Origin of the sequence: Tateyamaria omphalii (assembly GCF_014651375.1) — a bacterium.
Lineage (GTDB): Bacteria > Pseudomonadota > Alphaproteobacteria > Rhodobacterales > Rhodobacteraceae > Tateyamaria > Tateyamaria omphalii.
On the sequence record NZ_BMWT01000003.1, the window covers coordinates 96075 to 109632 of the forward strand.

Consider the following 13558-nt stretch of genomic DNA (forward strand, 5'->3'; position numbering starts at 1 on the left):
GGGACTGTCCCGCTGCCGTCGGATTTCAAGGGCCGCCCGTCTTGGGCGGCCCTTTTTCATGCGTTTTCGACGGTGATCTGTTCGTATGCGATCTCGATGCTTTCGATGGCGACTTCGTTGCCATCTGCTTTCAGATCGCTGCTGGTGATCTTGGTGGGAAAGGCATTGGCCACGTTCCAGACCATTGTCGGCGCACCGCTTCCATCCAGCAGTGAAATGGTCAGGTTCTGACGCTTGATCGTGTTCATCTTGATCCCGCTGAACCAATCCCAAAATGTGTTGTCCCGCGTGAAGACGCCCTTTTTGAGGGTCAGGTTGCCGGCCTGGCGGAGGCCGGGCATCTTGATGGTTGAAAAGACCTTGTCGTTGCCTGCGCGATTGACGATAGGCTGGCGGTCGGCGTCCAGACCGCTCACCTCCTGAAACGTCATCTCTTCACCGTCCATTGTGACGCGGAAATAGAACGTCGGCATTGGCCAAACGCTTTGTGATTGTTCGCTGCCATCATCGGCCATGGGGCTTGTCCTGTCAGATATGGGTTGCGCGACTATAACGAGTTTTTCGCCCGGTTGTGGTTTCATGTCACAGAGCAAGAGGGTGAATGCGTCACTAGGGTAAGCGCAGACAGCCAAAGGAGTGCCTCATGTTTTCAGCACCACGCGTCACTGCCACCCAACTCTCTGCCGACAGCGCCTTGCATGGGCGCATGCGTCGGGGCGATTTTCTGGATTGCTATTCGGTTGCGAGTACGACCAGCCCGCGTGCGGCAGCCGAGATTATCACGGCCTTCCCGGGGTGGGCGCAGGTGCTGGTCAAGTTGCGCGGTCTGATCACGACTCCGTTTGGCCTGTCGCAGGATGGGCCGGAGGCAGCGGACAAACTGGGACCATTTCCGGTCGAAAGCGAGACGGGGACTGAGCTGATCGCTGGGTTCAACGACAAGCATTTGGATTTCCGCGTCAGCGTCCGGTCCGAAGATGGTGTGGTTTCTCTCGCAACCTGGGTGCACACGCACAATATCGGCGGGCGGCTTTATCTGGCGGCCATCATGCCCTTTCACATTCTGATTGCGCGTGATGCGCTTGCCCGTGTGGCCCGCGCGCCGGCGACACCGCCGCACCCCGCGTAAGCCGACCAGCTACGTGTCGTCCCAAAAAGTGGGGGGCATGTCATGCAGCAATTCTGCGGCCTTGTCCTCGATCCAGTCCTGCCGGGCATCGGCTGACCATGTATCGGCCTCCGGCTCGTCGGCGATAAGCGCATGGGCCAGTTTCATGGCCTGCGCGTATTTCAGGTCCTCAATTCGTTCCTCGGGCACAATCGCATAGACAAACCGCGCGCCCATGGCGGCGGCCAATTGTTCCATCTGCTTGATGGACACGGCCCCGTCCTGTTCGCTGCGTTCCGCCTGATAGACCGCGTTTCGGCTGACGCCCTTGCGTCGGGCCACCTGTTCTGCCGACATGCCCAGTGCATGGCGGACAGATACAATCCAACCCTTTTCAGGCATGGCAACACCGGACATCTGGCTGGCCGTACGATCAATCATCCGCGCGAGGCGGCGGCGGTGGAGAAAGTCCGGCATGGTCTGCGCTCAATCCCGTGTGAAACCGTGGCTGGTATGAATAGTAGATAGGTATGAATAAAAAAAATACAATTTCTGCACATAAATACCTAACAATTTTTTTATCAGTGACTATATGGATGTGGAAATGAAAGACTTGATTACACTTTTCCTATCGCCCGAAAGCGCCCCGTTTGCCATCGCACTTGCCGTGGTGGCGGGCTTGTTTGTCCTTGAAATCCTCAGTGCTGTCTTGGGCGGCACATTGATGGGGGTGGGCAGCGACGCGCCGGATATTGACGTGGATGCGGACTTTGACCTCTCGGCCGAGTTCGAGGCGGATATTGATCCCGGTGTGGATGCCGTTGACGCAGCAGAGATGCCCGATATTGATGCCGGTGCTCAGTCCTCGGGGCTGTTCACCTGGATCGGTGCGCGCGATGTGCCGTTCCTGATCTGGCTTGTGTCATTCCTGACGATGTTTGGCCTTGCTGGCCTCATCCTTCAGTCCTTTGTCGGCGGACTGTTCGGGCAGGGTTTCCCTGCCCTGATTGCCTCGGCTGTCGCCGCGGTCCCGGCCCTGGCCGTGACCCGCGTGATTGCCAACTGGGTGGCCCTGATCATGCCCAAGACTGAAACAAGCGCCACGCGCGCCCGGTTCCTTGGCGGCTATCACGGCACCATCACGCAAGGCACTGCTGCGCGTGGTCGCCCGGCCGAGGTCAAGATCAAGGACCGGCACAACAACATCCACTATCTGCGGGTCGAACCGCTTCACGATGATGATGTTTTCCCCCAGGGCAGCGATGTCACGCTCATTCGCAAGCGTGGTGACAAGTTCTTCGTGATCTGACTGGACTCGGCCCCCATCATACACGCTGTCTGTCCAACCTTACCTTTAGTTCATGTAGGAGTACTCATATGCAACTCACTGCAATCCTGACGATTGCCGCCATTATTCTTGGCCTTCTTGTTCTGATCGGCTTGATCATGGCGCGCCTTTACAAACGTGCAACACGCGAAACCAGCTTGGTCAAAACCGGATCGGGTGGGCGCAAGGTCATCATGGATGGCGGCACCATCGTGGTCCCGTTCCTGCACGAAATCTCCAAGGTCAACATGAAGACGCTTCGTCTGGAAGTGGCGCGGGTGGCGGAGCAGTCGCTGATCACCAAGGACCGGATGCGTGTTGATGTGGGCGTTGAGTTTTATGTCTCGGTCAACGCCACAGAAGACGGCATTTCGCGTGCTGCCCAGACACTGGGTGACCGCACCTTCCACGTCGAACAGCTGCGCGAGATGATCGAAGGTAAGTTGGTTGACGGTCTGCGCGCCGTGGCGGCCCAGATGACCATGGATGAACTGCACGAAAACCGTGCCAGCTTTGTCCAGGAGGTGCAGAATGCCATCTCCGAAGACCTGCTAAAAAACGGTCTGGAGCTTGAGGCCGTGTCGCTGACCGCATTGGATCAGACGCCGTTCGAGTCGCTTGATGAAAACAACGCGTTCAACGCGGTTGGTATGCAGAAGCTGGCAGCCGTCATTGCCACCTCGCGTAAGCAACGGGCCGAGATTGCGGCAGAGGCGGACGTGTCCGTCGCCCAGTCCGAGATGGAAGCCGAAAAGCGCAAGTACCAGATCGAGCGCGAGCAGAAGCAGGCCGAGATCGCTCAGATTGAGGAAATCCAGACGCTGCAGGCCGAGCAGGAAGCGCAGATCGCCCGCAACCAGGAAGCATCTGATCGGGCCAAGGAAGAAGCGCGGATTGAACGCGAAAAAGCCGTGCGTTCGGCCGAGATTGCACGCGAACGCAGCATCCGCGAAGCCGAGATCGCCAAAGAACGTGAGTTGGAAGTGGCAGATCAGGAACGCCAGATCATCGTGGCCCGCAAGTCCGAGGAAGAAAGCCAGGCACGTGCGTCCGCTGATACCGCGAGGGCAGAGGCCAAGAAGGCGGCGGAAGCCATTGAAACGGCACGCGCTGTGGCCGAGGCCGAGCGGATCAAGCAGATTGCGATTATCGAGGCTCAGAAGGAAGCCGAGCGTCAGGCCACCGGTATCCGCCTGACCGCCGAGGCCGAGAAAGACGCAGCCTCGGACCGGGCCGCCGCCAAGCTGGAAGAGGCACAGGCCGACGCCAACGCCCTGACCGTGCGCGCCGAGGCCAAGAAGACCGACTTGCTGGCAACCGCCGAAGGTCAGAAGGCCATCGCCAACTCGGAAAACGAGCTGAGCGCCGAGATCGTGGCGATGAAGATCCGCCTTGCCCAACTGGAAGCGATGCCTGCTATCATCGCCGAAATGGTCAAGCCGGCTGAAAAGATCGACTCGATCAAGATCCACCAGGTGACGGGCATGACCCCTGCCGGTGGCGGTGCAGACGGTGCCCCGAACGGTGGCACGCCGGTCAATCAGGCGCTTGATTCCGTGCTTGGCATGGCGCTGCAAATGCCCGCGATGCAGGCCCTTGGCAAAGAGCTGGGGATCAGCATGGAGAACGGGATGGCCGGTGTGGCTGAGGCCGCCGTTGGCAACACGGTCAAAACGGTTGATCAACCAACACTACCCAAGTCGATTGAAGACGCGTCCGCAAAACCGTCAGATGCAAACAGCATCCAAGAGCCTGCAAGCAGCAAGGAATAGGCGTCTGTTTGACCTGAACATGATTGCGGGGGCGCTGACATAGCGCCCCTTTTTCTTTTGTGCGCGAGCCTTCGCGCACGTCTGTGCCTGTTGCCGGGTTTTCAGTTTTTCACACCCGTGTCGTGTAACCTGTGGTAGCGTTCGCGCATTGATTGACGTGAATTGGAGACGACCATGGGCGCCCGCGACATTTCCTTTGCGAGCTTCAACCTCTTGAACCTTCAGACCCCCGGCGACGCCATCTATGGCGACACCGACGGTTGGGATCCTGACATTTACCAGCGCAAGATCGACTTCACCGCCGCCACTATGCGCCGTCTGGACGCTGATGTTGTGGGCCTGCAAGAGCTTTGGGCACCTGCCGCGCTGGATCAGGTGCTGGCCGATGCAGGGATGAACAGCGACTATACCGCTCTGGTCCCGACGGATCACGACGGGGACAAGATTGTCTGCGCTGCTGCCGCGCGTACCGACATGCTTGTGGGCGAACCCGAATGGATTGTGGATTTCCCTGACGAATATGTGCTCAAGACCGGCGGCGATGACCCACAGCAAGAGTTTCTCGAGGTCAATCTCAGCACCTTTTCCCGCCCGGTCCTGCATTTCCAGGTGCAGCCTGATCCGCGGACCCCGGTGATCCATGTGTTTGTCTGCCACTTCAAATCCCGGCGGCCAACGCAAATCTGGCGCGAACGCAGTTGGTACGACAAGGACATCCATGGCCCGCACAGCACCGCGCTTGGCTATGCGATTTCGACGGTCCGCCGCACAGCCGAAGCAGCAGCGCTGCGGGTCATCATCACGAAGCTGGTCAAGAAGACCGACACGCCCGTCGTTGTGATTGGCGACATGAATGACGGCAAATCCAGCAATACATTGAACATCCTGTCCGAACAGCCGACCTACCTATCCCCTCTGTCGTCGGGGGGAGGGGACAATGCACTTTATACGGCGCAAACAATACAGGAATATCGCTCGGTCCGGGATGTCTACTACACCCACGTCTACAAGGGGCAGCGTGAAAGCCTGGACCACATCCTGTTCAGTCAGGAGTTCTATGACAACTCCAAGCGGCGCAAATGGGCGTTTGACGAGATGGTGGTCGAGAACGACCACCTGAACTACGACGATCACAAGGAAAGCGGCACAAACGATCACGGTGTGATCCGGGTCGGGTTCAAATGGAAGCCCGCGCCTGATGTGACAAGCTAGCCGTGCCAGCGGTTGCCCGCGGGATGCCGCGCCTAGGTTGGTTCTGTTTGATTTATCGTGATCATTTGCCTGCAGAGGCTTTGTTGCGCGCCGACATTAATGTAGCGGCAGCCCGATGGGGCGGGCAGCCGCTGGCACGGCGGCCTGACGGCCTTGATCCCGTGCCTTGGTGTCAAGCCGATCGCGCTCTTTTGCCCCTAGCCACTGCGGCTCCGCAGCCCTAAAACCTCTCCAATGAACAGAGAGGACGCTATGGCCGCTATGACACCGCAACCCGGAATCATGGACATCTCGCTTTATCAGGGCGGGGCGTCGCATCTGGCCGGTGTGGACAATGTGCTCAAGCTGTCTTCGAACGAGAACCCGCTTGGTCCACCCCCCGCAGCCATCGAGGCGCTGACCAGCGCAGCCAAGGGTATGCATCTCTATCCCTCGACGGATCACGCGGCCTTGCGCACAGCGATAGCCGAAGTGTGGAACGTGGACGCAGATCGCGTGATCTGCGGGGTCGGCAGTGACGAAGTGCTGCAATTCGTGACGCAAGCCTTCGCAGGGCCGGGGGATGAGATCATTCACACCGAACACGGCTTCTCTATGTACCCGATCTTGGCCAACATGGCCGGTGCGACTCCGGTATCCGTGCCCGAACGGGACCGGGTTGTGGATGTGGACGCCATCCTGAACGCCGTCACAGATCACACGCGGATCGTGCTGCTGACCAACCCCGGCAACCCAACCGGAACGCGCCTGTCGGATGCCGAGCTTGTGCGGCTGGCCGATGAGCTGCCGCAGCGTGTGATCCTCGTGATTGACGGTGCCTATACCGAGTATGCCGAAGGCTATGATGGCGGTCTCGCCTTGGCCGAGGTACGACCCAACGTTCTGATGACACGCACCTTTTCCAAAATCTATGGCCTTGGTGGCCTGCGGGTCGGTTGGGGATACGGCCCCAAGGACATGATCGACGTGATGACGCGCATCCGTCAGCCGTTCAACCTGTCGACCGTCGCGTTGGCCGCGGCAGAGGCAGCGGCGCGGGACACCAAATGGGTCGAGGACTGCGCGGCACTCAATGCCGATCAGAGGGCGCGCTTGACGGGGGCTTTACGGCAGCTTGGCCTCGCTTGCGATGACAGCGACACGAATTTCGTGTTGGCGCGCGCAGCTTCAGTGCCCGAGGCGGACGCGGCAGAAGCCGCCCTGAACGCGGATGGCATCCTTGTGCGGCGTGTGGGCGGCTACGGCTTCCCCGAAGGACTGCGGATCACCGTGGGCAATGCCGAACAAACGGGCCGCGTCATCTCGGCCCTGACAGAATGGCGGAACGCATCGTGAGCGTGATCTACGACAAGATTGCCTTTATCGGCTTGGGATTGATTGCGGGGTCCATGGCGTGGGCCACACAGCGCGCAGGCGCGGCCACAACCATCAGCGGTTACGCGCGGTCCGAAGCGACGCGAGAAACCACACGGCGGCTTGGCTTTTGCGACACTGTGAGCGACACGGCAGCCGAAGCGGTCAAGGAGGCGGACCTTGTCGTCCTGGCCGTGCCCGTGGGCGCAATGGGGCCGGTGATGGCCGACATCCAGGACGCGCTGAAATCCGGTGCCACGGTGATCGACGTGGGCTCCGTCAAACAGGCGGTGTTCGATGCGGTCCAACCCCACCTGCCAAACGACGTGCATTTCGTGGGCACACACCCCATGGCAGGCACAGAGCACAGCGGACCGGAGGCCGGTTTTGCCGAGCTCTATGACAACCGCTGGACACTGATCGTCACCCCGGACGACGCTGACCCGGACGCAGTGGAGAAGGTAGAGCACTACTGGGCAGCGCTGGGTGCCATGACGGACCGGATGAACGTGCAGCACCATGACCGGGTTTGCGCGGTTGTCAGCCATATCCCCCACCTGATTGCCTATACGATGGTGGGCGTGGCAGATGACCTGCGGCGCGTGACGGACAGCGAGGTGATTAAGTTCTCGGCCGCCGGGTTCCGGGACTTCACCCGTATCGCGGCCAGCGATCCAACCATGTGGCGCGACGTGTTCCTGACGAACAAGGATGCAACGCTGGAAATTCTGGGCCGGTTCACCGAAGAGCTGTTTGCCCTGCAACGCGCCATCCGCACGGGCGACGGGGATCACCTGTTCGACTATTTCACCCGTACACGTGCCATCCGCCGTGGGATCATCGAGGCCGGACAGGACACAGATGCACCTGACTTTGGCCGGGGTGCGACACGATGAGGGCGCTGGCGCTTGGGCTCGTGCTTGCAGCCGGTTTTGCGGTTGCAGCCCCTGAGGCATCAAAGCGCCCCGTTGCCCGGGCGGGCACGGATGCCCGCAACGTCGTGCGTGACGCGGCCGTTGCGCCGGTGGTGCCAACCGTGGCATCCGCTGTGCCTTCAGCCGCCATCCTGCCTGAAAGCGCAACATCCCTGCGCCCTACGCTGCGTCCCAAGGCGATTGTCGAGAAAGCCATGGCGCGCCGGGCCGAACGCCGCCGGGGACAGGTCTGTGGTGATCCTGACCTGCAGGGGGATGTTGTGGGCTTTGTGCCTGGGCGCATCAATGGCTGCGGGATTTCCGAAGCAGTGCGCATTCGCTCGGTTTCGGGTGTGACTCTAAGCCAATCGGCCTTGATGGATTGCACGACGGCCAAGGCGCTGAAGAGCTGGACGGAACGAGGGGCCAAACCCGCATTGCGCGGCACCGGGGGCGGGCTGGCCAGCTACCGCGTGGCGGCCCATTACGCCTGCCGGACGCGCAACAACCAGCCGGGTGCCCGCATATCTGAGCACGGCAAAGGGCGAGCCATCGACATCTCGGGCTTCCAGCTCAAGGACGGAACCACGCTGACCGTGCTGAACGACTGGAACTCGCGCCATCGTCGGGCGCTGCGGTCGATGCACAAGGCGGCATGTGGGCCATTTGGTACGGTGCTCGGGCCAAATTCGGACCGGTTTCACCGCGATCACTTCCACTTCGACACGGCACGCTACCGGGGCGGAACCTACTGTCGGTAGACTCCGCCGCAATCAGCGCAGGATTAGGCGCGGTGCCGGGGCCAGTGGGATAAAGCCAAGGCGGATTGCGCCGTCCCTGACCGACAGTTCGACATCCAAAGTGTTTTCATTGCCTGACGCCCCGGCCAAGGCCTGCAAAACACCTTCCGCCTGACCACGCAATTGCGTCGGCAACAGCCCTGCCGCCTCGGACATGTCCAGCATGTCGCGCCAGTTTTCGGCCTGAATGGCAATTGTGCCTGTCGGGACACCCTGTACGTCAACGGTAAGATCGGCAGACAGGTTGAATTTCATATCGCCCCAGATCGCTTCAACCAGATGCAGGTCGACGACTCGGGGCTGAGGGCGACGCTGATCCAAGGCGCGCCGATCCCACGGCTGATCAAAGGTCACATCCGCGCGCAATTGCAGGCTGTCGAAAGCACGCGGGAAATTTTCGGGCAGGCGCAGCCCGCGCCGGGTCGCCGCGCCGGGAGTGAAGGTATCAGCGGTCGCCACAAGCGCATATTGCGCGCCCTCGACCTGCTCCATGGTCAACGTCAGGTCGTTGGCCTGCATCCGCAGACCATCCGCATCATCGACCTGCCAGGGGCCAGCGGTCCACCCCAGGGCTTCCAGCTCCAGCGCAGTGCCGGGATGCAGGTTCAGCGCCATCACACCATCTGCCATGGTCAGCGTCGACTGCCCAAGGGGCGAGGCAATCAGGATCGGGGCATCATCCAGGGTGACAGTCACGTCACCCGGCCACCATGCAGGGGCTGCGATATCCAGGGCTTCGGTTTCGATCGCCAGACCCGCTGCCGGGTCGGCGAGGGCGATGTCGCGCAACCCGGCCTGCAAGGTCAGGGGAAAGCCACCGCCCTCAACCGCGCCCACTTCCGCTTGCCACCCTTGGGCGCGTTGGGCATCGAACCATGTCTGTACCGCCCCGCGCAGCCCGGCCGACGCAAACCACCACCAGCCGCACCATGCCAACGCTGCCAGTGCAACGATCCACATCACTTTGCGCATGGGTGCCCCTTTTCCTTTTCTTCCAAATCGGGTCTACCCCACGGCGCAACAAAAGGACCAGTGACAATGACCATGTGGGTTTTCGGCTATGGCAGCCTGCTTTGGAACCCCGGCTTCGATGTGGCCGAAGCCGCGCGCGGCACTTTGCCGGGCTGGGCACGGTCATTTTGTATGCGCTCGATCCACCATCGCGGGTCCGAGGAAAAGCCGGGGCTTGTGCTGGCGCTGGACGCGGCTGACGAAGCCTCCTGTGACGGCGTGGCCCTGCGTGTGAAACCGGGCGCTGAAGATGATACGCTGGCCTATCTTCGGGAACGCGAGTTGATCTCGTCCGCCTACCTGGAAAAGAACCTGCATGTGGACCTGCTCAATGGCACGCGGGTCGAGGCGGTGACCTATGTCATCGACCCCGAGCACGTGCAGTACTGCGGCGGCCTGCCACTGGAAGAGCAGGCGCAGATCATCGCCCACGCGCATGGCGGGCGGGGGCCAAACAGCGAATACCTGTACAACACCGCCCAGCACTTGGCCGAGATGGGAGTGGCCGATCCCGACCTTGATTGGCTGTCACGCCGCGTCGCAGCGATACTGGCATAAATCCTTGGCGCTTGGGCACAAAAGCCGATAGTCTGCCGCAAAAGCAGAACAGAGCAGGGGTCAGGAGCCACGCCATGGCACAGACCACACCCAAGGCACAGCCGCATTTCTCGCAGCCGGTACAACAGATTTTCGCTATGGTCTTTGTACTTGGCATGTCGCTCTTTGGCGCCGTGCTGGCACTGCCGCGCGTACTGCCGGTGTTTCAGGCGAACCCCTATCTGAACGGCTTTATCCTTGTGGTGTTTGCCATCGGGGTCATCGCCTGTTTCTGGCAGGTGTTTTCGCTGATCTCTTCCGTCCGCTGGATCGAGGAGTTTGCAAGCGATCGGGCCGATGCGCAGACGAAAGCACCACAGCTTCTGGCCTCGCTTGCATCGCTGCTGCGTTCGCGAGGCGCGCGGATGCAGCTTTCGGCATCTTCGACACGCTCCATTCTGGACTCGGTGGCCACCCGGATCGACGAGGTGCGGGACATTACGCGCTATATCGTCAACATGCTGATTTTCCTTGGCCTTCTGGGGACATTCTATGGTCTTGCCACCACCGTTCCGGCGGTCGTCGACACGATCCGTAGCCTTGCGCCGCAAGAGGGCGAAGGTGGGGTGGAGGTGTTTAATAGGCTGATGACGGGCCTTGAGGCACAGCTGGGCGGCATGGGTGTCGCCTTTGCCTCGTCCCTTCTTGGATTGGCTGGCTCACTGGTGGTGGGATTGCTTGAGCTTTTCGCGGGGCGTGGGCAAAACCGCTTTTACCGCGAGCTTGAGGAATGGCTGAGTTCCATCACTCGGGTTGGCCTGTCTGACGGCGAAGGAGGCGGTGAACAGGGCGCGATGGCGGGCGTGATCGACCATTTGGCAGAGCAGATGGAAAGCCTGCAAACCATGTTCACCCAGTCCGATATCAGTCGTTCCATGGTCGATGAGAAACTGGGATTGCTTGCGGATTCCGTTGATCGGATGACCGCCCGGCTTGAAGACCAGGGTGGCGGTAACGAGGCGCTGGCGCGCATGGTCGAAGGGCAGGAACGCCTGATCGACGTGATCGAACGGCAAGGCACGGGTGACGGGATTGATGCCGAAAGCCGGATGCGGTTGCGGTCCATTGATGTGCAGATGCTGCGCATTCTCGAAGAAATCAGCGCGGGCCGTCAGGAAACGATGGCCGAGTTGCGGACCGATATTTCCGCCCTTGCCACGGCGTTAAGCCAACCGCGCGGGCAGGGGCGCAGGGCCGGTGGTAACAATCGCAACCGCCAGGGCCAATCCACAGGGGATAGCTGATCATGGCGCTGTCGCGACGCACAGGGCAAAGGTTCCAGGCGTCCATCTGGCCGGGCTTCGTCGACGCGATGACCGGTCTGCTGTTGGTTCTGATGTTTGTGCTGACGATCTTCATGATCGTACAGTTTGTCCTGCGCGAAACGATCTCGGGTCAGGAAAACGAGCTGGATCAGCTGGCCGGTGAGGTGGCTGCCTTGGCACAGGCACTGGGTCTGGAAGAACGCCGCGCAAATCAATTGGATTCCCGCCTGTCGGTGCTGAATGCCACTCTGAACGACACGCAGGCGCAAGTGGATGCGCAGGCCGCAACAATTGCGGCGCTTACAGCAGAGCGGGACGCACAAGCGACCGCGCTGGCCCAGGCCGAAACCCGCATCACAAGTTTCGAAGCGCAAGTCGCTGCGTTGATCGCGGATCGCGATACGGCGCTTGAGACGGTCGCAGGGCTCGAAGAAGAACAAACACGCCTTCTGTCGGAACAGGAAGCGCTGAATCTCGCCCTGGCCGCTGCAAGGGACGAGGTGGACGCACAAGCGGAAGAGGCGCGTCTAGCCGCCGCGCGCACGGATGCACTTCAGGCGCTGATTGCCGACTTGCGCAGCCGGAACGCGGACAGCGCGGAACAGTCCGCAGCCCTGCAAGCCGACCTTGATGCGGCGCAAGAGGCGTTGAGTGCGGAAGAAGCCGCACGGCTTGTCGAAGCCGCAGCCGCCGAAGCGCTGCGCGAACGGCTCGAAAATGCGGATACCGAGCTGACGGCGATGACCCTCGCGCTCGAAGCGCAGCGGAAAGAGGCGGAGGATACGCTCACCCTGCTTGCCGCCGCCCGCGCCGTAGAGCAGGATTTGAACGACCGTCTGGCAGCGGCACTACTGGCGGCGCAGGAATCCGGCAGTTCCGTGTCAGCCGCGCAAACCCGGATCGAAGATCTGGAAGCTGAGTTGGCCGCCGCCCTTGCAGCCCTCGATACTTCGAATGCGGAAAAGACGGCCTTGTCGGAGGCACAGGCAAGCCTCGAAGCGCGCCTTGCCACGGCGCTGATCGACGCAGAGCAGGGAACGGAAGCGGCCCAGACCCTCGCCGATGTCGAAGTGCAGATGGCCGTGATCGAAGAACGGCTGGCGGCGTTGAACCTGGAACGCGATGACCTGCGCGACCGCCTGGCAGCCGCCGTGGCTGACAAGGTGGCGGCCGAGGGGCAAGTTGCAGCACAAACCGCTGATCTCAGTGACTTGCGCACGCAACTGGCTGCCGCATTGGCGGCACGCGAGGCAGCCCTGGCCGATGCGCAGGCCGCGGGCAGCAGCAATGCGGATGTGCGAGAACAACTGGCGGCGGCGCTGGCCGCGAAACTGGCGGCAGAAGAAGAGGTGATCACCCAGACCTCAGCCGCCGAGCAGCGCGCGGCATTGCTCGCTGCAGCGCGCGAGGCTTTGAGCGCCGAGGAAGCGGCCACCCTTGAGGCGCAGCGCCAGACCGAGTTGTTGAACCAGCAGGTTGCGCAACTGCGCACGCAACTGGGACAATTGCAGGCCCTGTTGGACGACGCGGTCGCCCGCGATGCCGCGAAAGAGGTGCAGCTGAGCACGCTCGGTCGCGATCTGAACACGGCGCTTGCGCGGGCGGCACTGGAAGAACGGCGGCGGCGCGAACTGGAAGAGGAAGAGCGCAAACGGCTTGAGGCCGAGGCACAGGATCTTGAGCGGTACCGCTCTGAATTCTTTGGTCAGTTGCGCGACGTGCTGGGCGCACAGGAAGGGGTGCGGATCGTCGGGGACCGCTTTGTCTTTTCCTCGGAAGTTTTGTTCCCACCTGGTGGCGCTGAATTGTCGGCAGCGGGGCAGGGAGAGATCGGGAACATCGCAGGTATTCTGCGCGGTGTTGCGGACGACATTCCCGATGGCATCGACTGGGTGCTGCAGGTCGATGGGCACACGGACAACGTGCCGCTGTCCGGGCAAGGTGAATTTGCGGACAACTGGGAGCTGAGCCAGGCCCGGGCCTTGTCGGTTGTCCGCTACATGGTCAATTTCCTGGGGCTGCCGCCGGATCGTTTATCGGCCAACGGGTTTGGGCAGTATCAGCCCATCAATCCGGCGGACACTGTTGAAGCGCGGGCGCAGAATCGTCGGATCGAGTTGAAATTTACCGAGAAATAGGGCGCACGGATACGTGCGCCTTACGGATCAGTCTGGCGCGCAGAAGCATGCGTTGCAGTGG

At 61.3% G+C, this 13558-nt stretch carries 13 protein-coding genes; 10 read left to right on the top strand and 3 right to left on the bottom strand.

Translation table 11 applies throughout. The features are described 5' to 3' along the window. Positions 1-56: 56 nt before the first annotated feature. The gene (locus IE087_RS11090) at positions 57-515 is read right to left on the bottom strand and encodes a phage tail protein (protein ID WP_189369418.1); all 459 of its coding nucleotides are present in this window, start codon (positions 513-515) and stop codon (positions 57-59) included. Between the two features lie 128 nt (positions 516-643). Here IE087_RS11090 and IE087_RS11095 point away from each other — a divergent pair, with 128 nt between their 5' ends. After that, entirely contained in the window at positions 644-1129 is a 486-nt protein-coding gene (locus IE087_RS11095) for a DUF2867 domain-containing protein (protein WP_189369419.1), read from the top strand. Positions 1130-1138: 9 nt separating this feature from the next. On the opposite strand, the gene IE087_RS11100 is transcribed toward IE087_RS11095, so the two are convergent. Beyond that, positions 1139-1585, bottom strand: a complete 447-nt coding sequence (locus tag IE087_RS11100; protein WP_189369420.1) for a helix-turn-helix domain-containing protein — start codon at positions 1583-1585, stop codon at positions 1139-1141. A gap of 127 nt (positions 1586-1712) precedes the next feature. Between IE087_RS11100 and IE087_RS11105 the strand changes: the two genes are divergently transcribed. The 6 genes from IE087_RS11105 to IE087_RS11130 all read left to right on the top strand — a co-directional run bounded on the left by IE087_RS11105 (position 1713) and on the right by IE087_RS11130 (position 8447). Then, positions 1713-2417, top strand: coding sequence for a YqiJ family protein (locus IE087_RS11105; RefSeq protein ID WP_189369421.1), 705 nt, complete (start codon positions 1713-1715; stop codon positions 2415-2417). A gap of 68 nt (positions 2418-2485) precedes the next feature. After that, positions 2486-4207, top strand: a complete 1722-nt coding sequence (locus IE087_RS11110; protein ID WP_189369422.1) for a flotillin family protein — start codon at positions 2486-2488, stop codon at positions 4205-4207. Between the two features lie 174 nt (positions 4208-4381). Then, positions 4382-5419: an endonuclease/exonuclease/phosphatase family protein gene (locus tag IE087_RS11115; RefSeq protein ID WP_189369423.1), complete on the top strand. Its 1038-nt coding sequence runs from the start codon at positions 4382-4384 to the stop codon at positions 5417-5419. Between the two features lie 252 nt (positions 5420-5671). Next, on the top strand, positions 5672-6754 hold the full coding sequence (hisC, locus tag IE087_RS11120) for a histidinol-phosphate transaminase (RefSeq protein WP_189369965.1): 1083 nt from the start codon (positions 5672-5674) through the stop codon (positions 6752-6754). Then, entirely contained in the window at positions 6736-7668 is a 933-nt protein-coding gene (locus tag IE087_RS11125; RefSeq protein ID WP_189369424.1) for a prephenate/arogenate dehydrogenase family protein, read from the top strand. The genes hisC and IE087_RS11125 overlap by 19 nt, the downstream gene beginning before the upstream one ends. Beyond that, positions 7665-8447, top strand: a complete 783-nt coding sequence (locus IE087_RS11130) for an extensin-like domain-containing protein (protein WP_189369425.1) — start codon at positions 7665-7667, stop codon at positions 8445-8447. Before IE087_RS11125 ends, IE087_RS11130 begins: the two co-directional genes overlap by 4 nt. A gap of 12 nt (positions 8448-8459) precedes the next feature. Here the strand turns inward: IE087_RS11130 and IE087_RS11135 are convergent, their stop codons facing one another. Beyond that, positions 8460-9458, bottom strand: coding sequence for a DUF2125 domain-containing protein (locus IE087_RS11135; RefSeq protein ID WP_189369426.1), 999 nt, complete (start codon positions 9456-9458; stop codon positions 8460-8462). 66 nt (positions 9459-9524) lie between these two features. Here IE087_RS11135 and IE087_RS11140 point away from each other — a divergent pair, with 66 nt between their 5' ends. The 3 genes from IE087_RS11140 (at position 9525) to IE087_RS11150 (ending at position 13497) form a co-directional block, all read left to right on the top strand. After that, entirely contained in the window at positions 9525-10055 is a 531-nt protein-coding gene (locus tag IE087_RS11140; RefSeq protein ID WP_189369427.1) for a gamma-glutamylcyclotransferase, read from the top strand. Positions 10056-10129: 74 nt separating this feature from the next. Next, on the top strand, positions 10130-11338 hold the full coding sequence (locus IE087_RS11145) for a biopolymer transporter ExbB (protein WP_189369428.1): 1209 nt from the start codon (positions 10130-10132) through the stop codon (positions 11336-11338). A gap of 2 nt (positions 11339-11340) precedes the next feature. Then, positions 11341-13497: a peptidoglycan -binding protein gene (locus IE087_RS11150; protein ID WP_189369429.1), complete on the top strand. Its 2157-nt coding sequence runs from the start codon at positions 11341-11343 to the stop codon at positions 13495-13497. The last annotated feature ends 61 nt before the right edge of the window (positions 13498-13558 follow it).